Source organism: Phycicoccus sp. Soil748, from assembly GCF_001428025.1.
Lineage (GTDB): Bacteria > Actinomycetota > Actinomycetes > Actinomycetales > Dermatophilaceae > Pedococcus.
Genome location: NZ_LMSC01000007.1, coordinates 261,105 through 279,814 on the forward strand (window position 1 = coordinate 261,105; position 18,710 = coordinate 279,814).

16 protein-coding genes are annotated in these 18,710 nt (G+C 63.9%); 5 read left to right on the top strand and 11 right to left on the bottom strand.

Annotated features, from left to right (window positions below; translation table 11 throughout):
- Positions 1-59 precede the first annotated feature (59 nt).
- The 7 genes from ASG70_RS20360 to ASG70_RS08980 form a co-directional block, all read right to left on the bottom strand.
- Positions 60-1,256, bottom strand: a complete 1,197-nt coding sequence (locus ASG70_RS20360) for a glycosyltransferase family 4 protein (RefSeq protein ID WP_082590383.1) — start codon at positions 1,254-1,256, stop codon at positions 60-62.
- Between the two features lie 216 nt (positions 1,257-1,472).
- Entirely contained in the window at positions 1,473-2,591 is a 1,119-nt protein-coding gene (locus ASG70_RS20365; protein WP_082590385.1) for a glycosyltransferase family 4 protein, read from the bottom strand.
- The gene (locus ASG70_RS20195) at positions 2,584-3,753 is read right to left on the bottom strand and encodes a glycosyltransferase family 4 protein (RefSeq protein ID WP_082590389.1); all 1,170 of its coding nucleotides are present in this window, start codon (positions 3,751-3,753) and stop codon (positions 2,584-2,586) included. Before ASG70_RS20195 ends, ASG70_RS20365 begins: the two co-directional genes overlap by 8 nt.
- Positions 3,750-5,033: a lipopolysaccharide biosynthesis protein gene (locus ASG70_RS19265; RefSeq protein ID WP_156399905.1), complete on the bottom strand. Its 1,284-nt coding sequence runs from the start codon at positions 5,031-5,033 to the stop codon at positions 3,750-3,752. The genes ASG70_RS20195 and ASG70_RS19265 overlap by 4 nt, the downstream gene beginning before the upstream one ends.
- Positions 5,034-5,121: 88 nt before the next feature.
- The gene (locus ASG70_RS20370; protein ID WP_082590391.1) at positions 5,122-6,240 is read right to left on the bottom strand and encodes a glycosyltransferase family 4 protein; all 1,119 of its coding nucleotides are present in this window, start codon (positions 6,238-6,240) and stop codon (positions 5,122-5,124) included.
- Between the two features lie 103 nt (positions 6,241-6,343).
- Complete coding sequence (locus ASG70_RS08975; RefSeq protein ID WP_156399906.1) at positions 6,344-7,285, bottom strand: hypothetical protein; 942 nt, start codon at positions 7,283-7,285, stop codon at positions 6,344-6,346.
- Positions 7,282-9,066 carry a polysaccharide biosynthesis protein gene (locus ASG70_RS08980; RefSeq protein ID WP_369818892.1) on the bottom strand — a complete coding sequence of 595 codons (1,785 nt, stop codon included), beginning with the start codon at positions 9,064-9,066 and terminating at the stop codon, positions 7,282-7,284. Before ASG70_RS08980 ends, ASG70_RS08975 begins: the two co-directional genes overlap by 4 nt.
- 345 nt (positions 9,067-9,411) lie before the next feature.
- Here ASG70_RS08980 and ASG70_RS08985 point away from each other — a divergent pair, with 345 nt between their 5' ends.
- The 3 genes from ASG70_RS08985 to ASG70_RS08995 all read left to right on the top strand — a co-directional run bounded on the left by ASG70_RS08985 (position 9,412) and on the right by ASG70_RS08995 (position 13,303).
- The gene (locus ASG70_RS08985) at positions 9,412-9,942 is read left to right on the top strand and encodes a hypothetical protein (protein WP_156399907.1); all 531 of its coding nucleotides are present in this window, start codon (positions 9,412-9,414) and stop codon (positions 9,940-9,942) included.
- A 65-nt stretch (positions 9,943-10,007) separates the two neighbouring features.
- A complete protein-coding gene (locus ASG70_RS08990; RefSeq protein ID WP_156399908.1) occupies positions 10,008-11,720 on the top strand; it encodes a DUF4012 domain-containing protein in 1,713 nt (570 codons plus the stop codon).
- A 245-nt stretch (positions 11,721-11,965) separates the two neighbouring features.
- The gene (locus tag ASG70_RS08995) at positions 11,966-13,303 is read left to right on the top strand and encodes a hypothetical protein (protein WP_056883496.1); all 1,338 of its coding nucleotides are present in this window, start codon (positions 11,966-11,968) and stop codon (positions 13,301-13,303) included.
- Positions 13,304-13,578: 275 nt separating this feature from the next.
- Here the strand turns inward: ASG70_RS08995 and ASG70_RS09000 are convergent, their stop codons facing one another.
- The gene (locus ASG70_RS09000) at positions 13,579-13,758 is read right to left on the bottom strand and encodes a hypothetical protein (RefSeq protein WP_056883497.1); all 180 of its coding nucleotides are present in this window, start codon (positions 13,756-13,758) and stop codon (positions 13,579-13,581) included.
- Positions 13,759-14,029: 271 nt separating this feature from the next.
- Between ASG70_RS09000 and ASG70_RS19270 the strand changes: the two genes are divergently transcribed.
- Positions 14,030-14,812 (top strand): hypothetical protein, encoded by a 783-nt coding sequence (locus ASG70_RS19270; RefSeq protein WP_156399909.1) that lies wholly within the window; start codon positions 14,030-14,032, stop codon positions 14,810-14,812.
- A gap of 288 nt (positions 14,813-15,100) precedes the next feature.
- Here the strand turns inward: ASG70_RS19270 and ASG70_RS18910 are convergent, their stop codons facing one another.
- Genes ASG70_RS18910 through ASG70_RS09020 form a run of 3 tightly spaced genes read right to left on the bottom strand, consistent with a single transcriptional unit; the run spans position 15,101 to position 17,050 of the window.
- Entirely contained in the window at positions 15,101-16,036 is a 936-nt protein-coding gene (locus ASG70_RS18910; protein WP_082590393.1) for a nucleotidyltransferase family protein, read from the bottom strand.
- Positions 16,029-16,289 carry a hypothetical protein gene (locus ASG70_RS09015; protein WP_156399910.1) on the bottom strand — a complete coding sequence of 87 codons (261 nt, stop codon included), beginning with the start codon at positions 16,287-16,289 and terminating at the stop codon, positions 16,029-16,031. The genes ASG70_RS18910 and ASG70_RS09015 overlap by 8 nt, the downstream gene beginning before the upstream one ends.
- Positions 16,286-17,050 carry a hypothetical protein gene (locus ASG70_RS09020; RefSeq protein ID WP_056883501.1) on the bottom strand — a complete coding sequence of 255 codons (765 nt, stop codon included), beginning with the start codon at positions 17,048-17,050 and terminating at the stop codon, positions 16,286-16,288. The genes ASG70_RS09015 and ASG70_RS09020 overlap by 4 nt, the downstream gene beginning before the upstream one ends.
- A gap of 153 nt (positions 17,051-17,203) precedes the next feature.
- Between ASG70_RS09020 and ASG70_RS09025 the strand changes: the two genes are divergently transcribed.
- Entirely contained in the window at positions 17,204-18,637 is a 1,434-nt protein-coding gene (locus ASG70_RS09025) for a polysaccharide biosynthesis tyrosine autokinase (RefSeq protein WP_056883502.1), read from the top strand.
- Positions 18,638-18,710: the final 73 nt, after the last annotated feature.

Here is an 18,710-nt window from a genome sequence, read left to right on the forward strand (position 1 = left end):
CCACCCCGTTTGTTGACGGATGGCACAGGATCAGGCCAATATCACCGGAGCCTTTCCGATCACTTGCCCGCGAGTCGCGATGAAACGGGTTCGCTCGGGGACTCCAGGAGCACCGAGCACTCCTGTTCCGCCTCCACGATGTCGGCAATCGCCCGAGCCACATCGGTCGGTTGGAAATCCGCCACAGCGCGCCGGCGAGCCGCTTCACCCATGCTTGCTCGGAGAGCCGGGTCGTTTATCAAAGTTCGCATTGCTGTGCTTAGGGAGTCGGCGTCGTCGACCGGAACTATGAGACCAGTCCGACCGTGGATGACTGAATCTATAGCTCCAGTGGCCTCCGTAGTCACGCAAGGCAGACCCATCGCACTCGCCTCTAACACCACATTAGGGAACCCTTCCCTACGTGTGGGCAGCACACACAACTGGGAAGCCGCGAGATAGGGCCTCACGTCGGAGACATGGTCCACGACGCGGACCCATGGCCTATCGGCGACAAGACGCTGGCTATGGAAAGCCGAATCCCGCTCATCCTGGGCACCCAGTATCAGCAACTGTGCGTATACGCCTTGGCTATGCATTCGATCAAGCGCCTCCGCGAGAACGGAAGGCCCTTTGTCGGCAGTCAATCGGCCTAGGAACACGATTGTCGGATACTCGGGCGACATGCCCAAGGAGCGCAGCAACCCCCTATCAGGCGGGGTCGGAGCAAAGTGAACGGTGTTGACACCGTGGCTGCTGCCGTGGTGCGGGACCACGACGGGGCGCGAGGCCGACAATCGGCGACTCTCATACTCGCCTGCTAGAGAATCAGATACAGCGACGACCGTCTGACTGGACCAACTTGCCAAGCGTTCCATTGCCGACAGGACCCGGCCGCTCCACCCCTGCACACCCTCCAATCGCAGGCCCTGTAAGAAGTAGACCCGCCTCTCCACCCTGACTACACGCGAACTGAGCATGCCCAGGAGGCCCGCCTTGGGTGTGCCGCAGAACACATAATTGGGTCGAACTCTGCGCAGGAGCGTTATCCAGCGCACGAAGCTTGAAATGTCTTTGAATAGGGACACCGGGCGAGACATGGGAACGATGTGAACCGTGTCGACTACATCACGAAGGGACGATATCTCCGGGCCATCAGACGTGGCCAGGTGGACCTCGAAGCCACGGGACTTGAACTCGTGAAACAGTTCACGGTAGAAAAGATGCGCGGTGCGAGGAATTGTGGTGGCCAATAGAATTCGGCGACGAGGCAGCATCTTAGATAGGCCTTCCAGTGTGTGCGGATTTTTTCGGAGTGGGGGGCTCACCAAAATGTCGCAGTGCAAAGCGCAGAAAAGCTGCCACGGTAAGGAGGGCGGAAACCCCGACCAAGATTAGCGGCCAAGATAGAATTTTGGCCATCACTGCAATAGCGGCAAAGGCGACGGCGACTGCCGTTCGCGCAATTACGATCTCTCTCTCGCGTGTACGACTCATGTCGTCTTAGCGTTCCGCATGTAAAGAACAGAGTCGACATATTGAGCAAATACCGCATGCCACTCGTGCTCCTCTTCTATAGTACGTGACGCTGCCTCGCCTAGTCGCCTACGAAAAGCTGCGTCCTGTACCGAATGAAGTGCTGGATCGAGGCCATCGCCGGAGGCATCAAGTAGAAGACCGTTTCGGCCGTGATTCACAATGCCGCGCATGAAGCCCACGCTCGTGGCTATAACTGGCAGGCCAATCGCCATCGCCTCCAGAATAGCTCGAGGTACACCTTCGGATGTTGCGAAGTGAATGTAGACGTCTGACGCCCGCAAACGGCACGCTAGTTGCTCATGCGTTTGGTTACCCAAGATCTCGAGTTCGATACCGACTCGGTCAGCCTCGGCCTGGAGCTCCCGACTTAGTGGTCCCGAACCAACGATGGTCAAAGTCACGGGACAAGATGAATCTGACAGAGCTCGAAGGAGGGCCAAGTGGTTCTTGCGCTGTACCAATGCTCCGACTGTGATAACGCGCAGTGGCCCGGACGACTCGTAGGTGCGCTTTACAGGGCGGAAAGTTTGGAGATTCACTCGATTAGGGACAACGACCGTCTTAGTCACGCTGCGCGGATATACTCGTGCGATTTCATCCCGCATTTCTGGCGACAGCGCCCTAAGTCTTGTGGCGCCTGCGGTAGTTAAAAGGCTAAGCGGTCTATAGAAGAGCCAGTGAGCTAGGGCCCCCTTCGGGCGACTGCGAAAGTACTGTTCGCCGTGAAACTCCAGATAGACGGGATTCTTCAGCAATCGCCCCGTCACGACAGCGGCAGGGCCACCATGCACAGGGGATTGAGCCAAGATGTGAGTAGCTCCCCAGCGGACAGCAAATAAAGGTGCTAGCCAGCTGCTGAGAAGGAACGTCGCCATTGGACGAGGGCCGCGCGGGATGAGGTGGAGATATATGTTGCCTTGTGAGGCGGACTTGAACGTCTGATCGACGGACCGGGCGAATATATGCACTTCATCAAATCGCTCGGCAAACTCCGCCCAGATCCGTGCAGTGTGGTCCCGCCATGGATCGGAGTCGAAGCAATTGCCCGAGACGACAAGAAGTCGATTAGCCATCGAACAATACCTCTTCGTACATCCTTGCGACCTTTAGAGTGTCGAAATCCTGTACTCTACGGGAGTTCTCCGCCCGCAACTCCTGCCAACGGTCTCTCTCCGTGAGCAGCATGGCCAGGCGGTCGGCGAATGCATGCGGATCGTCCTTGGATACGACGTACCTCTGTTGAAGCCTTCCAAGGATGTCACCGGAACCCCCTGCGTCGGTTGTAACCACGGGTAGGCCGCTCGCCATAGCCTCCAGCATCACGCGCGGGAACCCCTCCGCGTGGCTAGGCTGAATAAAGACATCTGCAGCTGCATAGAGCTTCTCGACCTCTGTATTGGGTTGCTCTCCAATCGAGTGCACGTGGCGGCGAAGGCCACCGTCCCGTGCTTGGTCCATGAGTTTCGGGAGGTCTGGACCCCCGCCGACAATCAGGAGATGCGTGTCGTCCAATAGGTCAAGGCGCCGCAGATGGTGAAGCGCGTAAGGGAGATAATCAAGCGTCCGGCGCACCGGGGACAGTCGGTGAACGAACAGCAAGACGATGCTGTGTTCGGGAATCTGCAGTTGCTCCCTCAGGGCAGCCCGTGCGGACTCTCGGGCGTTGGGGGTTGTTCCCTGAAAGCGACGGACAACGACATCGTTGTACAGTACGCGAATTTTTTCTCGGCGCACTCCGTGAGAGGCGTAGTAAGCGGCCATGTGTTCGGGACCGGTAACAAAAGTGTGGCAGTACCTCCACACCAAGCGAGTTGGAAAATAAGTTCGCGCCCACCATTTGAGTTTGTTAATGCTGCGAGGTTGCGACTTGTCGAATTCAAGTGTGGTTCCGCTCAACCAAAAGTACACTCGGCCACGGCGGCCCAACGCCAGAATCGTCGCTAGAGCGCTAAACGAGGCGATGCGAACGAAAGCGGTGCTAAACCCCTTTGCTCGCGCCCGTCGAACCTCACGAACAAGCCACATCCACCGAAGTGCGGGGTGCAGAGGAGTGCGCGGATGCCGCACTTCGATACCAGTGCCGAGGAAGAGTGGGTCGTCGGCCTTCTCGATGAGCAATCTGATCTCAATCCCTCGCCGCACCAGAGCCTCCAGGAGCGGCAGGACATGATTAAAGTGGCTCGCGCTTCGCGCCGAATAATGGTTGAGCACATAGATTAGTCGTTTATCTGTCACTCAACTTCACCCTGTCTGGTATTCGCGCAGCCGCCGGCCTGAGGCGTGCGGGTGGATTCTTGCCGTGATGGACTGACTGGGAACATTGACGCGCTGGATACAGCATTTTTCCAAAACACTGCAAGACCGATGGCGATCGTAAGGTTTAGAGTCGCAAGCGCCGCCAGCCTCATCTTCAAGTCGGTGAAGTGCACGATGAGGACGGAGGTACAGCCGAGTGTGATCACGGCCTCCATCGCGACCGCGCCCAACCGGACGCCCGGGCGGCCCATTGCGGCGGCGAAGACCTTCGTCCACGAGAAGGCGGATCTTACAAGTCCACCCGCAGCGAAGATGGTGGCGGGCAGTGCGACAGAAGCATACTCATGACCGTACATGATGGCGATGAGCCTCGACATCAACGGTGAGAGTACGAGAAGCCCCAGGAGGCCGACGCCTAAGACGGTGATGGTCATTCGCTGAACGAGTCTTGTGATGGCGTCCCTGTCACCAGAGGCGGCCGCGTGCGCTATCCGGGGAAACGATTGTGTTGAAAGGGGGCTGAAAGCGGTTTGTGCAACCCGCCCGGGCGCTTGGGCAACTTTCAGGAATGCCGTCAGGGCGGGCCCCCCGAGAAGACCACTCATAGCAAGGACTCCTGACTCGGAGCCGAGTGCTAGAGAGGATGAGGCTGACGTAGAGAACAGGAAGCGGTAGAAACCTTCAGGGACTGGGGGTTGCGCGTTCTTGGGTGAGTGACGAGCTGGCGATAGGTGTCCTCTACACGTTATCCAGAGCCACACAAGTTGTACGCACGCTCCGGCCACCGTCGCTGAAAGATATCCTCGCGCGCCGGCGACGACTGTGCCGAGGACGAGCAAGGCAGAAGTGGCAAGGGACGCATAGAATGAAACCCTGCTGTAATGCGCTAAATTGTCGCTGATTGCGAACCCAGCTCGAAGTGTGCCGGTCGCCGTACCTAAGCCAGCGGCGGCGAGCGACAAAGTCAGGAATTCGGGGTCGAGGACATGAGTTCGGGGGAGCGCGGACGTGAGCCAGAGCGCAACTGACAATACTGAAACGGAAATGCCGAACATCAGGTCCAGGCGCACTATTCTCCAGAAGAAAAGTTGAGCCTCCTGCTTGGCTGACCGTGCAATGAGGGGATAGTAGCGCTGTGCTGCGTCTTCGAAACGAACGTCGAGGATTATCATGACCAGGGCTGCAATCGCTTGCGCGAATACGACACGTCCGACCTGCGGCACGTCCTCCCGTCGCGTCAGAATCAGGAAGGCCGCCATGGAAGCCACGGTCGATAGCTGGTTGCTGGCGGAAAGCCAAGTGAAATCCTTGACAAAGCTGCTATTGAGTCGTCGCGCGAGAAACCGCCTAAGCACTGGGGTGGCTCCAGTTCTGGCGGCGCCCAATTACGGCGCTGTGGTGCTCGATTGCCCTTTCGTATGCTCCCATGACGCGTTGCGCTTGGTTCGGCCAGTCCAAATGAGCGACAGCCTCACTGGCTAAGGTGCCCAACCGCCGGAGTTGTTCGGCGTCGGTTAGGCATCGAAGAATAAGATCTGAGAGGGACTTCGTGTCCAACGGGTCGAATACAACGTATGAATCCGACCGTGGGATGGCTGAACCGGGCGTGGCTTCGGAGGAAACGAGACATGCCGTTCCCAACGCCATGGCCTCGAGAAGGGCAGTGGGTACGCCCTCGCCCTTCGAGGCAAGGCGGCGGGAGGCGATGATAAACAGGTCAGAGGCTTGCACGTGCTCGTAGACGCGCTCCCGAGGAAGTTGGCCATGGAATGAGATACGCGGATCTCCGGCCGCCTGGATCTCCAGCTGCTGTCGAAGGGGGCCGTCACCAATTATGTCCAAGTGCACCAGAATGTTTGTCGGTAGAGATCTAACAGCTGCAATTACCGTCTCTACATTCTTGACCGCGTCCAAAGATCCGACGCAAGTGATATGGCCAGGCTTCCTGGGAGCCTCAACCGCCGCTAGCATGCCGCGATTGACGCCGCTCGACATCGTGACGATGCGTGAATCGGGGACGCCGCAACCCAACAAGTCTTCATGAACGTTATCGCCCAGTGCGATGAAAGCGCCGATATTCCGAAACGCCAACCGCGACAGCCTCGAGTATCGAGGATTCAGCTGTCCATGCACGGTAAGGACTGTTGGGGCCGCAGGACTCCAGCGTCGGCTAATCCACCAGGCCTCCGCAAGGTCACCGTGGGCGTGGATGAGGTCATATCCGCGGCTCATATGACGAGTGGCCGCGGCCGCAAACAGGAATGTCCTAGACAGGCCCCGGAACTGACGCGCGACGCTGGGAAGCATTATCTGCTGGGACTGTCCGTCCAACCCGCCGTCGCCAGCGCTGTATAACAAAGTCACTTCGTGGCCCATTGCCACCTGCGCTCTTGTAAGTTCCGCTACGTGCACCTCCTTGCCGCCGCGCAAGGGAAGGGTGCGTTCGGCAATCCGCAAGATCTTCATTGGCTTACCGTTGCCACAGTTGATATCCAACTAAAGGTAGCCGGTGCGAGTAAGACGTCGTCACCGTGCGGTAAGGAATTGGGGACGCAAGAGGTTGAATGCTTCATTGACTCCGCTTAGCCGTGAGTAGGTTCGGCAGCATCAAGTAGAGGGCTACGGCACAGATTGTAAATAGGGTCGCCAGCGCGCGGGGTGTTAGCGCCCACATCGCCGCGGACGCTGCTGCTACGAGAGCGATGCTAAGCGCCACTGCTACGTGGCTTACGCCGACATCACCGGTCAGTCGCTGGTAGGCGTGCTCGCGGTGGGCTTCCATGAGCGAGACTCCCCGCGCGGCTCGACTCAGCACAACGGTCCCAGTGTCAGCAAGATAGAGAACCAAGGGGGCGATAAGGACTACGGGGGAGGCTTTGGTGGCTAAGCCCACAACCACGGCCGCTGCAATTAGGCCGCCAAAAAGGTAGCTGCCGACGTCCCCGAGGAAAAGCCGGGCTGTCGGGGCGTTCCATGGGAGGAACCCGAAAGCAGCACCAGCCGCCGCTGCGCCGAGGACCCATACTGGTGGTGCGTTCGCCGAGACACCGGCGAGCCAAGCTGTTACACCCCAAACGCCCATACTGAAGCCGGTGATGCCATTGATGCCGTCCATGAAGTTCACGACATTGACGATGACGGGTGCCACGAGCGCGCCTATCGGAATCAGCCAGCCTCCGCCCGCCGCGACTCCCATTACGGTCCCAGCGCCCACCTGACCGGCGAGGCGCAGCACAGGGGCGAGTCCCGCGCGGTCGTCGGCGAATCCGATGGCCGCCAAGCCCAGGGCTGCGCCGGCAGCTAACCAAGGCACTGGTAGGCCCATGATGTGGGACACCATGAACGCGACCACTACGCCAAGAACGCAGGACAAGCCTCCACCACGGGGTGTGGGGGTCCTATGAGAGGAACGGTGGTTGGGGACATCGAGTATGCCGCGGTTAATAAGTGCCCATCGTATTACCGGCGCAGTGGCGAGGGTCACGATCAGGCTGATCAGGAACGGGATCACGCGCTGACTCTCGTGTCCTTTGGTTGGTCGACGGTAGCCTCGCAGCGCATCCAGTCGGCTGCACGCTTGTGGGTCTTGAGCGACTCTCGCCGGGCACCTTCGGAGTCGATGGCGGGCACCTCAACGCTGTAGACCAGCTCGTGCGAGGTCTGCTTGCGGTCCTCATGGGGAGAAAACAGCTCCTCGCCGAGCTTCTCGCCTGAGCGCAGACCTGTAAAGACGATCTCGATGTCCTTACGCCCCGACATGCGGATGAGGGTGTGCGCGACGTCGACAATCTTCACCTGCTCGCCCATCTCCAGCACCATGACCTCACCGTCGGAGCCAATGGTCGACGCCTGGAGCACGAGCTGGCACGCCTCGGGGATGAGCATGAAGTACCGCTCGACGTCGGGGTGGGTGACCGTAACGGGGCCGCCGCGCTCGATCTGGGCCGTGAACGCGTGGACGACCGAACCACGCGAGCCCAGCACGTTGCCGAACCGCACGGAGACGTACTGACCGGCGAAACGCGCCGCGAAGTCAGCCGTAAGGCGCTCAGCCACTCGCTTGCTGTAGCCGAGCACGCAACTGGGATTCGCCGCCTTATCGGTCGAGATGTTGACGAAGGTGCCGACGCCCACGTTCGCGGCCGCAGTCAGCACATTCAGCGTGCCCAGCACGTTGGTCTTCCACGCCTCCAGCGGGTAGGACTCGAGCAGAGGCAAGTGCTTGAGCGCGGCTGCGTGGAAGACGATGTCGGGCTTGGTCGTCGAGAAGACGTGCTCCATCGTTTCGGTGTCGCGGATGTTGCCCAGAATGATCTGGTCACTGTCGAGCAGCCCGTGGCCGTCGAGGCTCATCTGGGTGGCCTGCAAACCGGACTCGTCACGGTCGAGCAGGTAGAGCTTGTCGGGGCCGAAGCGGGCGATCTGGCGGCACAGCTCCGAGCCGATCGAACCGCCGGCGCCGGTGACGAGCACCTTCTTGCCCGCGATCTGGTCGGCGATCGCAGCCATGTCGAGCTCGACGGGTCGGCGGCCGAGGAGGTCGGCGACATTGACGTCGCGCAGGTCGCCGGCGGTGGGGCGGCCACCCATGATCTCGCTGATCTTAGGAAGCACCAGGACATCGAGCCCGGCGTCGGTTGCCAGCTCGGTGATGTCGCGGATCGTGCTGGCCGCTGCCAAGGGCAGGGCGATGATCAGGGTGCTGGCGTCGTACTTGTCTGCGACCGCGGCCATCTCCCGACGGGTGCCGCGCACCCGGATGCCCTCCATGCGCAGCCGAGCCTTAGACCGGTCGTCATCCAGTAGGGCCACAGGGTGGAAGCCGCTGTGCTGGTCGCGGATAAGGCTGCGGGTGAGGCGCTGGCCAGCCTCGCCAGCCCCGAAGATGAGGACCTTCTTCTCCTCGCCCTCGGCGTCCTGCCGGCGGGACCGCCACGATCGGATGATGAACCTGATGGCGAACATCCCCACCATGGCAAACGCGCCAGCGGTGATTGGCACGCTGCGCGGCACACCGTCCACCAGGTGACGCGAGAAGGTGACAAGGATCAACACGATCGTCGTCAGGGCCGCAGTCCGTCCGACGTCGCGGGTCTCCTCGAAGGAGCCGCGGTCGTGACCTACGGCGTACGGCCCCACAACCGCGCCGACCACGAGGTGAACCAGCACAGCGATCGCGCAGGCACTGCCTACCCCGCGGGTGAGCACTAGAACCGTGGAGAAGTCGTAACGCATCCACGCGGCGCCGAGAACGGCGCCAACCCAGATGATGACGTCGCCAATCGCCCACACCCAACGGTGCATGCGCTGCCGCCGTGCGCTCCCCCCACTTCCCACCCGCGTTCTCCCTTTGTCCGTTCGGCGCCGAATGCCCGCATGAGTGTAGGTCATGTCCAGTGGCCTGAGGCGACGCGTCGCCAAGGGCTGGACATCAGCCACCGTGGCAAAGCCGCAGGTCAGGCACGGCCTGTTCGGACGACGTGGGCCGAGGGGCGCCGAAAATCAACCGAACGGACGAGGGTCGGTGCAAGCGGGGTCCTTCAGGCTGGCGAAGTGCACGAGACAACCCTGATCAATGGTACGTTTCGCGCGAACGCTCACCGATTCTTGTACGAGGGGAAAACAACCATGCGCGGTATGAAAGCTGCTGCAGTGACCATCGGCCTTTCTGCCGCTCTGACCGGAAGCGCCATCAGCTTCGCCGGACCCGCGAGCGCGGCGGACTGCGTGGGCGGCTACCCGCCCGCCTCGTGCACCCTGACGATCAGCGACAGCCAGGTCGTGGTGGGCCAGAAGGTCAGCTACCGCGGTACGGGTTACTCCCCGAAGGAGACGGCGACTGCAACGGTGCACTCGACTCCCGTCGTCGTCGACACCACGAAGGTGTCACCTGCGGGTGTGGCCAAGGGCAGCTTCAAGGTGCCCCAGGTCTCCCTCGGACAGCACACCCTGACCGTGGTGGGTGCCACCTCCGGCGTCGAGAAGTCGGTCACCTTCACCGTCGTGGCCGCCCCGGCTGCATCCGCGGTTCCGTCCGGCAATGGCTCCCTCGCCTTCACCGGATCTGACACGTTCAAGGCCGCTGGTACCGGTGGCCTCCTGCTCATCGGTGGTGCGGCGATGCTCATGGCGAGCAAGCGGCGCAAGCGCGTCAACGCTACCGCCTGAGTTCCATTGTGAAGCCGGTTCGACGCCGCCGGCTCCGTAATGCCGGACTTGCCACAGCGATCGTTGTGGTTCTTTACGTCATCGTCCTCGGCTATATAGCCCTCCAGACCGACCGCCACCTGCGCAATGCGCAGGCGGCGGTCGGCTTGTTGAGGACATCCGTGACGCGCGTGGATTCGACCTCGGCGACGTTGGATGGACAGCTGCGCATCCTGCAGCATGAGGCGGCTGCTGCCCACCAAGCAACGCGAACACTTCCTTGGAGGTTGGCCACAGGTGTGCCTGTGCTCGGTCGACCGTTCTCTACGGTGCAGGGCGCCGCCACAGCAGTGGACGGCGTTGCGCGCTCAGTGATTCCCCCAGTTGTGAGTGCTCGCGACACGGTGCTGCACACTGATCTCAGAAGGGCGGGCGGAGGCATCGACCTCGGCCCGGTGATGAAGGTGGAGGGCCCGCTTGGCCGGGCAGGGCAAGCGGCGGAGGGGCTCGCGGCTGGCGTCCGCGCGCTTCCCGTTAGCCGCATCGGCCCTGTGGACCGTGGCCGGACCCGGCTGATCGAACAGCTCGAGTCCTTGACGGGACAGCTGCATGCGGTTCACGACGTGACGAGAGTGCTACCCCCGATGCTCGGCGCGCAGGGGTCGCGCCGCTACCTGTTGGCATTCCAGAACAATGCCGAGGCCAGGGGCGCCGGTGGCCTGCCCGGCGTATACGCCATCGTGCAAGCGGATCGGGGGAAGCTCTCGATCGTGCGCTATGGAGTACCCGGCGACTTCAAGGGGATCAGGGTCCCGGTGTCGGGGCTCAGCCAGGGTTACGAGGGCCACTACGCAGGGGCTGATCCAGGTCGGTACTTCGGAAACACCACGGTCAGCCCGCACTTCCCCGACGGTGCCCGGCTGTTGATGCGGTATTACAACGCCAAGACCGGAAAGGGCTTGGACGGCGCTGCGGCCATTGACCCCACCGTCTTGTCTCTGCTGCTCGGCGTCAGTGGACCGGCATCCCTTCCTGATGGCGCGACGGTCTCCTCCGCCAACGTCGTTGCCCTAACGGAGCGGGATGCCTATCAGAAATTCGCGGACCCTGATGAGCGCAAGCGGTACCTGATCGGGGTGGCCAAGGCCGCCGCTGATCAGATCCTTCGCGCGCTCCCCGCCCAGCCGACGGAGTCCGTCCTCGCACTGAGGACGGCGACGTCGCAGCGCCGACTGCTGATATACAGCACGCGGGCCGGCGAGCAAGGTGTTCTCGCTTCGCATGCTGTGGGTGGGGCGTTGAGCGACACCAAGAACTTGTTCTCTGGCGTCGTCATCAACAATGCGGGCGGTAACAAGCTCGACTACTACCTCGCGCGAAGTGTCATTTATCAAGGCGCGCCATGCGGTGGCCTCCCCTCGCACGAGGCCATAGTCACCATCCGCCTTACCAACCGCGCTCCAAAGTCCGGGTTGAGCAACTATGTGGCCGGGCGCGAAGACCACTCGCCGGTGTCGACGGTCAGGGGAAGCAACCTGTTACTGGTGGGCTACTTCGCCACGAAGGGTGCAGCGTTCTCGGACGCCACGCTGGACGGGAAGCAAGCGCTGTTGGCGGTTGACTCCGAGCGAGGACGGCCGGTCTTTACCGCGAGCGTGGAGATCAAGCCCGGTCAGACTCGCATCCTGCGCATGAAGATCGCAGAGCCGGTCACAGCGCGCGGTCCGGTGACCACCCTGGTCCAGCCGCTGGTCCTCCCGCAGACGACCACGCTGAGGCCCGGCGCTGGCTGCGAGTAACTCCTACCGACGCGTCCCTGTCTCCTGTGACCCCCACGCTGCGGATGCCGCGTGCGGCGTTGAGTGTGGGCTGGAGATGCGCTGTCGTCCTCATGCGTGATCACGCTTCCGGTGTGAGGGTGGTCGTTCGGCCCCTGCACGCGACGCGCCAGCCCGCGGCGCGTGTGGGGGTCTCCTTTGTGGTGGTCGGTGGCATCCAGGGAACCCGCGGCGTCACCGCCGCCTCATATGGGAGGATTCGGCCCATGCGTCGTTTGGGGTGGCCGGCACTGATCGCCGCTGCTGGAGTCATCGGTGGCTATGTGGCGGTGGGCCCGTTGGCTGTCCCGCTCGTTGGCTTCGCTGTCGCCGCGCTCGTCTTCGTCATCGGCCCGCGCACCCTCATCGCCGGTATCGGTATCGCGTCGGGGCTCGTGGTCGCAGAGGCGCTACCCGTCATCGCCTCCGTCGGGCCGGTGGACTTGCGCTTCACCGACGCGGCAGTCGTCTATGTGGCGGCCGCCGCCGCAGTCAGAGGCACCAAGCCGGCGACCATGCACCCAAGCGTGCGCGCCCTCACGCTGGCGATGGTCGGCTGGGGTCTGGTCCGCACGAACTTTGACCCCGGCGTCGTGTCCTTCATCCGGGTGCTCGAGCCGCTGCTGCTGGCGTGGTCGCTGCCCCGTCTGGTTGATGAGCGCCGCATGTGGTCGACCGCAGCCGTCGTCGGGGCCGCCGTAGTGCTGACTGCCCCCTTCGTCACCGTCGGTGACGTTCTCGCGGTGCAGAACCACGGCGATGCCCGCCTCGCAGGGTATGCCGGAGGGCCGAACCAGCTCGGCTCCATCGCCGCCATGTTGTTGCTCGTCGGGTGGCTCCGCACCGGGCTACGGCGCTGGGCGCTCCTCGGGGTGGGCGCCCTAGGGCTGTTCTACTGCCGATCCATCTCCTCGATGGTCGCCGCCGCCCTCGGGCTGCTGGTCGTGCAGGGGCTCTCTGGATCGACGCTGCGCAGGGCGCGTCCCTTTGCGCCATTGCTCGCTGTGATCGGCGCCGTGGCGGTCGTGGTGTTCGGCCCGCGCCTTCGCAGCGACGCGGGGCAGACGCTGCACATCCATGCCAACCTCGCATCGGCCACTGGGGGTGTGCTGGAAGCGGTGAACCCGTTCGTCGGGGCGGGGTGGCAGCGACTGCCAGTCGGCCTGACCTCGATCAACAGCCTCCACGCCCTCTATCTCGACTGGCTGGCCTACCTGGGCGGCGTGGGGCTGCTACTGCTCATAGCTTGGATGGTTGCGCTCTTCCGAAGGGCGGGTAGCCCTGTCAGCAGGGCCGTGGTCGTGATGGTGGGTGTGTGGTTCCTCACCACGGGTGCGTTCCCATGCCCTGCGTGGGCTCTGCTGGGGCTGGTCCTGGCGACGACTCGAACGGTCGCGCCAGGTGCCGAGCTGGCGCTTCAGCAGGTAGCCCGGGAGAGCGACCGTAACCACCTGGGAGGTGCCGGTGGAGGGGGCTGCGATGCCGACCTTGACGACGCTCCCGGCCGGAGTGAAGGCCACCAGGCCCGGGCCAGGGAAAACGTAGGTCTTCGCGTTCGACGTTAGGCCTGTGCGCGCGGTCGACGCGAAGATGTCGTCCTCGCCAGCCGCGACTCCGATCCCGAGCGTCGGGCCGGCCGCCACCGGCCGATTCTTCGGCATCCGCAAGGCGGGCACCGCCGCCTCCACCGACTGCAACGTCACCATCCTCGACACCTTCGGCGCTACCGCCGGGTCAGACAACACCGTCACCGGCTGCCCAGCCGCGACACTGGTACGGCGCTCCCGGCGTCGTTCTCCGCGCACGCATCTAGCCAGAACGTAACCTTCGTCGGCAACCACTACTCGATCGCCACCGTCAACGCCAACACCTCGGCGGCCGTCTTCGGTCGGGACGGCGCCGTGATCCCGGCACGCAAGGAGATCACCCGGGCCGGCATCACCTGTCGCGGCGTGCTTGCCCGGGTCTCTGGCATCGACGCCAAAACGATCGCCGCCACGACACCCAACACGGTGCCCACCGGCAAGACCGCATCATCCTCGGGGCGGTCGTGCAGTCCGGGCCCGTCAGCGGCATCACCGCCGGTGTTCGGCTTGCCACCGCTCTATGCAACTGAGCTCGATGTCAGCCGAACGGTTGAGGTTTGAGGGCAGTAATCGGTGTAAAACGGTCGCAATGCCGCATTCACTTTAAGAAACATTTACCAAAATCAAGGCATTGCTTGACCTGAATGGTTAGTTTCCTGGTCAACCGCTAAGCACAGGGGCTTGGCGCTTTCGGCAGGGGGCAGCATGTTCAAGGATGAGTCGGCCGCAGAGAAGTCTGCGCCGGGGGGCCGGGAGATCGACCGTCGAGCGATCACCAAGGGTGTGGCCTGGACGGTGCCCGTGGTCATTGTCGCCACGGCGGCCCCTGCGGCGGCGGCGTCCGGGAGCGTGTCGATCCAGTCCGTGGCTGCCACCTACGTGCCTGCCAGTGCCAGCGGAGACGCCTCCATCACCTTGGTTGTCTCGGTCAAGAGCACCGGGAGGGACAACACGATCTCTTTCAGTGGCCTCGCGCAAGGTGCGAATCCGGCCCTCACATTCACGCAGCCGCAGTCATACACCCTAGGGATCGAGACCAAGTCCTTCACGATGACGACGGGCGCCTCCCCCTCCATACAACCTACGGCCTCTAACCTGCGTTACTCGACGAATACGGTGGCGGCTCCTGACTATCCCGTGACGGTGGACGCAGTAACGGCTCTCTCCTCGCCTACTCCCATCTCGGTCACGACAGCGAGCTCCACGAGGCGAACCTTCACGTTCAACTTCAGTGCGCTCAGGAACAGCAACAGCAAGCTCACGATCACTAGCGTGGTCACGGCTGGTCTCAAGCAAAACGGGTCTGGCGGTCCGTCCTCTACCTGGCCGAACAGCGCTGTCACCCGAAATGACATTGGGACCGGAGTCAGCGTCACCCTGACCCAGCCGGCCCCGGCGCCTCCCAGCCAGAACCTGAACTGGGCCCAGACTGTTGTTACGGGTGCTCTCGACAACGTGCCTTTCAGCTACACGGTGAACGGCAGCTAATCACTGCCGCCTTGTAACGAGGCCGTGCGCTTGCATGGCCTCGAGGGTCATCGCCAGCGCGTCGGAAGGAAGCGCCGAGCTATGGCCCCTCGGCGGCTCCGCCGCGAGTGACCTCTCGACCGATACGGCTTCGTCCATGCCAAGTGCGCGCCAAACTCTGGAGGCGTTCTCAGACAGGAGCACAGGCTTGGTGCACCAGGGATTTCGCAGGTCGAGGACGATGACTCTCTCCCCATCGTCAACGAACGCAACACCATCAGCGCGCGACCAGATGCGCGACATCGCTACCTACCTGCCCTCGGCCCGGCGCGCGGCGTTGACGCCGCGACGCAGGTGAGGAAGGGCGCGTCTCCAGCGCTTACGAAGAAGGCGCGTCGTGTTTCGCGAGGAGCGTGGCACGTCCGGATGGCTGCTGTACAACGCATCGGTGGGAGGAAGTAGCGCTCGCAGAACCAACCGGGGCTTGGCGCTCCACTTCGCGTTACGGACTTCGATCATCCATAGGGTCGTGGGGACACTGCCATCGCCGGTGCGGACCCGCCACCGGCGCAGAAGCTCGTGATCGGGCGACGGGCCCTGGGGCGCAGTTATCTCCAGTTCCTCCAAGACCGGACGAAGCGTCTCGGCGCTTCCGGTCGCAGCTGCCAATGCGGCGAGGTCATGTGAGGCAGGCGCTCCACGGCCGCGTAGTGATTGGGTGACGAACTGCAGGTCTGGAGCTGTGTGGGCCAGGTGGGGGTCGCGCAGAGCGTGCAGCGCGACGATCGCTGCCTGACCGAGGTAGTCCGCGCACGGGACCGGCCAGTGCGCGACATTTAGAGAGGTGTGCCGTGTCCACAGCTCTTCAAAGACGACGTCGTCTGGTGCGAGGAAGCCGGGGAAGTTGAAGTGAATATCGATGTCGCATGGCCACTCGTCGTGGATGTAATGGATGGAGTGGTCAAAGAGATACTGAGACGCGTGCACAAAGCGGGTCTCGGCGGTCTTCCGTAGCCGCCGTCGCCAGCCACTGTGCTCCATTGCAGGCCCTAGGCGCTCGAGGCCCCCCGGCTCGCAAAGCACGTCCACGTCAGTGGACACGCGCGGCGGCCGTGCGCCAAGCGCCACCGCGGTCGGCCCCTTGATGAACAGTATTCGGACGCCCTGGAGCTCCGCGAGCCGCGCCACCAGGGCATGTGCCAGAGGCACCGCCTCGGACAGTCGCAGCTCGGCGGTCTCAGCCAAGCTCGACCAGCCCCTGCTGCTGCAACGCCTGGAGCGCGGCCTCGGTCATCTCCGTCGCACTGTGGCCAGTGGGCGGGTGGCCGAACCGGTCGGTGAGGTCGACCGTCAGCTCGTCGACGTCGCGCCAGTCCCCGGTCAGCTCGAGCAACGTCGTGCCGATGGCCGACAGCCGGATGACCTGGCGCCCGAGCAGCACCACCGACTCCCCGTCGCGGACCACCTCGTCGTGCACGGGGACCCTGCGGGCCCTCACGCGCCCGTCTCCAGCCAGCCATCCAGCAGAGGGGCGAGGTGCTCGGCCTCGCGGTAGGTCACCCGCATCACACCGCCGACGCCGTCGCACAGGGCAGCCATTCGCTGCATCGGCTTCTCCATTTCCGGCAGGTGCGAGGTCTCAGGGGTGAGCGCGGCGATCGCATCGAGCGTCGGGATCTGCTCCACGGCCGGGGGACCGGCATACCCGTCCTGTCGGTCGAGCAGGACGATCGCGGCGAGCGTCGCCTGCGGCGCGGGCGCCAGGACCCCGAGCTCGAGCGGGTCGGTCTCGTCCTTCCACGGGCCGGCCGGCTCGCGCCGTACCGAGAGCGGCTTGGGATAGGGGAGCACGGTGTCGTCGGCGGTCACGGCCACCGTCTCGTCCGAGACGTATCCGCGCCCGACGCCCAGGGTGCGTACGAGGGTGGTCTTGCCTGTGCCTCCTGGGCCCACAAGGGCGACGACGGCACCGGTCTCAGGAGACTGGATCCCAGCGGCGTGAAGCATCACCACACGACCCTTTTGGGCATCGATGGCCGCTCGGGTGACTGCCTGGGTGATGAGCTGCATCAGGTCGGGCAGCACGGACCCCGTCACGACGCCGGCGTCCAGGTCGGCACCGGTCTCGCTGGAGTCGTCATGGGTCACGAACACCCGGGCATCGGCCCCGTCATGGTCGGTGCCCGCACACAGGTGCCACACGCGCTCGATCTCGGCGATCGCCGCATCCGCCCGGTTGCCGTCGACCTGGACCGCCACGCTCGCCCCAAGGGCGACCAAACGGATCGTGCGGGCCCTCGGGTGATCGGATGAACTTGCCACATCCCGACCCTAAGGGAGCAGAGGGACAGTTAGCCTCCTTTCGCTGCAGTTCGCCCTGCCCGGGCGCTTTTCTTAGGGGACACACCAGCCGTGGAACTCACCGACTACCTGCGCGTTGCCCGCACCTACTGGCGAGGCCTGGTGGCATTCATGCTGCTGGGGGTCGCCGTGGCAGGTGGGTTGAGCCTCGTCACGCCGAAGGTCTACCAGGCCGACGCGAGCGGCTTCGTCAGCGCCGGCGCCAGCAGCAACCCCGGCGAGGCGTCCGTGGGTGACTCCCTCGCCAAGTCGCGCGCCACGTCATACGTAGACCTGGCCAAGAGCCGGGCCACGGCGCAGGACGTCATCAACACGCTCGGCCTCGGCGCCCAGCCGGCCGGCCTGATCGGCAGCATCACCGTCACGCAGCCTGTCGACACCGTGCTGCTCAAGATCAGCGCACGGGCCGCGACGCCGCGCGGGGCGCAGCAGCTCGCGGACGCCTGGGTGGCCGCCCTGGCCCGTCAGGTGCAGGCAGTCGAGAACCCGACCGGCAAGGCCGCGCAGGCCCTGCGCGTCGTGCCGATCGAGTCTGCTGCCCTGCCGGCCAGCCCGGTGTCACCGAACACCCGCCGCAACCTCGCCCTCGGCTTCGTGCTCGGGCTGATGCTGGGCCTGGGCTACGCGCTGCTGCGCAGCCAGCTCGACCGGCGCGTCCGTGAGCCGGAGGTGGTCGAGCGGGACTTCGGCGTCACCGTGGCCGGTGCCATCCCGGAGACGTCCGCCCTCGTGCGCAAGAAGGGCGGCCTGGTGCCCCTCGTCGTGGCCGGGACGAGCAAGGAGAAGGACCCGGTGCACTCGGCCGAGTCGTTCCTCAAGCTGCGCACCAACCTGCAGTTCATGGACATCGACAACCCGCCGCGGATCATCGTCATCACCAGCCCGCTCCCCGGCGACGGCAAGTCGACCGTGGCGATGAACCTCGCGGCCGCGCTGTCGATGTCGGACCGTCGCGTCGTGCTCATCGACGGCGACCTGCGCCGCCCTGTCGTGGCCGAGAGCTTCGGGCTCATCGAGGGCCTCGGCCTCACGGACGTGCTCATCGGCAGCGTGGAGTTCGAGGAGGTCGTGCAGCAGGTGGGCGGCCTGCCCAACCTGTCGGTGCTCGCCGCCGGCCGGGTGCCCCCGAACCCCAGCGAGATGCTCGGCTCGAAGGCCATGCGACGACTGCTCGAGGGACTGGGGGAGACCTACACGGTTATCGTCGACGCCCCGCCGCTGCTCCCGGTGACCGATGCCGCGGTGCTGACCGCCTCGGCCGACGGTGCCCTGGTCGTCGTGAGCGCCGGGCACACGCTCGACACCCAGCTGCGGGACGCGCTCGCCAACCTCGCCACCGTCAACGGCCACACGCTCGGCGTCGTGCTCAACCGCGTCTCGCCGAAGAGCTCGAGTGCCGGCTACTACAGCGGGAACTACGGACCGTTGCAGGAGACCCCTCAGCGAGCGGTCCGGTCCGAGGCCGGCACGGCAGCGACTCGCTAACTCATCGCGCGCACCCTGTCAGCTGGCCCTTGGGCGGTCTACCTACCAGCGGCTGCCGGCTGGACCGGTTTGG

What these genes read in the sequence shown, in the direction of transcription:
- ASG70_RS20360 (WP_082590383.1), bottom strand. Translation starts at nt 1,256, where the DNA reads ATGCTGCCTCGTCGCCGAATTCTATTGGCCACCACAATTCCTCGCACC.
- ASG70_RS20365 (WP_082590385.1), bottom strand. Translation starts at nt 2,591, where the DNA reads ATGGCTAATCGACTTCTTGTCGTCTCGGGCAATTGCTTCGACTCCGAT.
- ASG70_RS19265 (WP_156399905.1), bottom strand. Translation starts at nt 5,033, where the DNA reads ATGGCGGCCTTCCTGATTCTGACGCGACGGGAGGACGTGCCGCAGGTC.
- ASG70_RS20370 (WP_082590391.1), bottom strand. Translation starts at nt 6,240, where the DNA reads ATGAAGATCTTGCGGATTGCCGAACGCACCCTTCCCTTGCGCGGCGGC.
- ASG70_RS08985 (WP_156399907.1), top strand. Translation starts at nt 9,412, where the DNA reads ATGAAAGCTGCTGCAGTGACCATCGGCCTTTCTGCCGCTCTGACCGGA.
- ASG70_RS08995 (WP_056883496.1), top strand. Translation starts at nt 11,966, where the DNA reads ATGCGTCGTTTGGGGTGGCCGGCACTGATCGCCGCTGCTGGAGTCATC.
- ASG70_RS19270 (WP_156399909.1), top strand. Translation starts at nt 14,030, where the DNA reads ATGTTCAAGGATGAGTCGGCCGCAGAGAAGTCTGCGCCGGGGGGCCGG.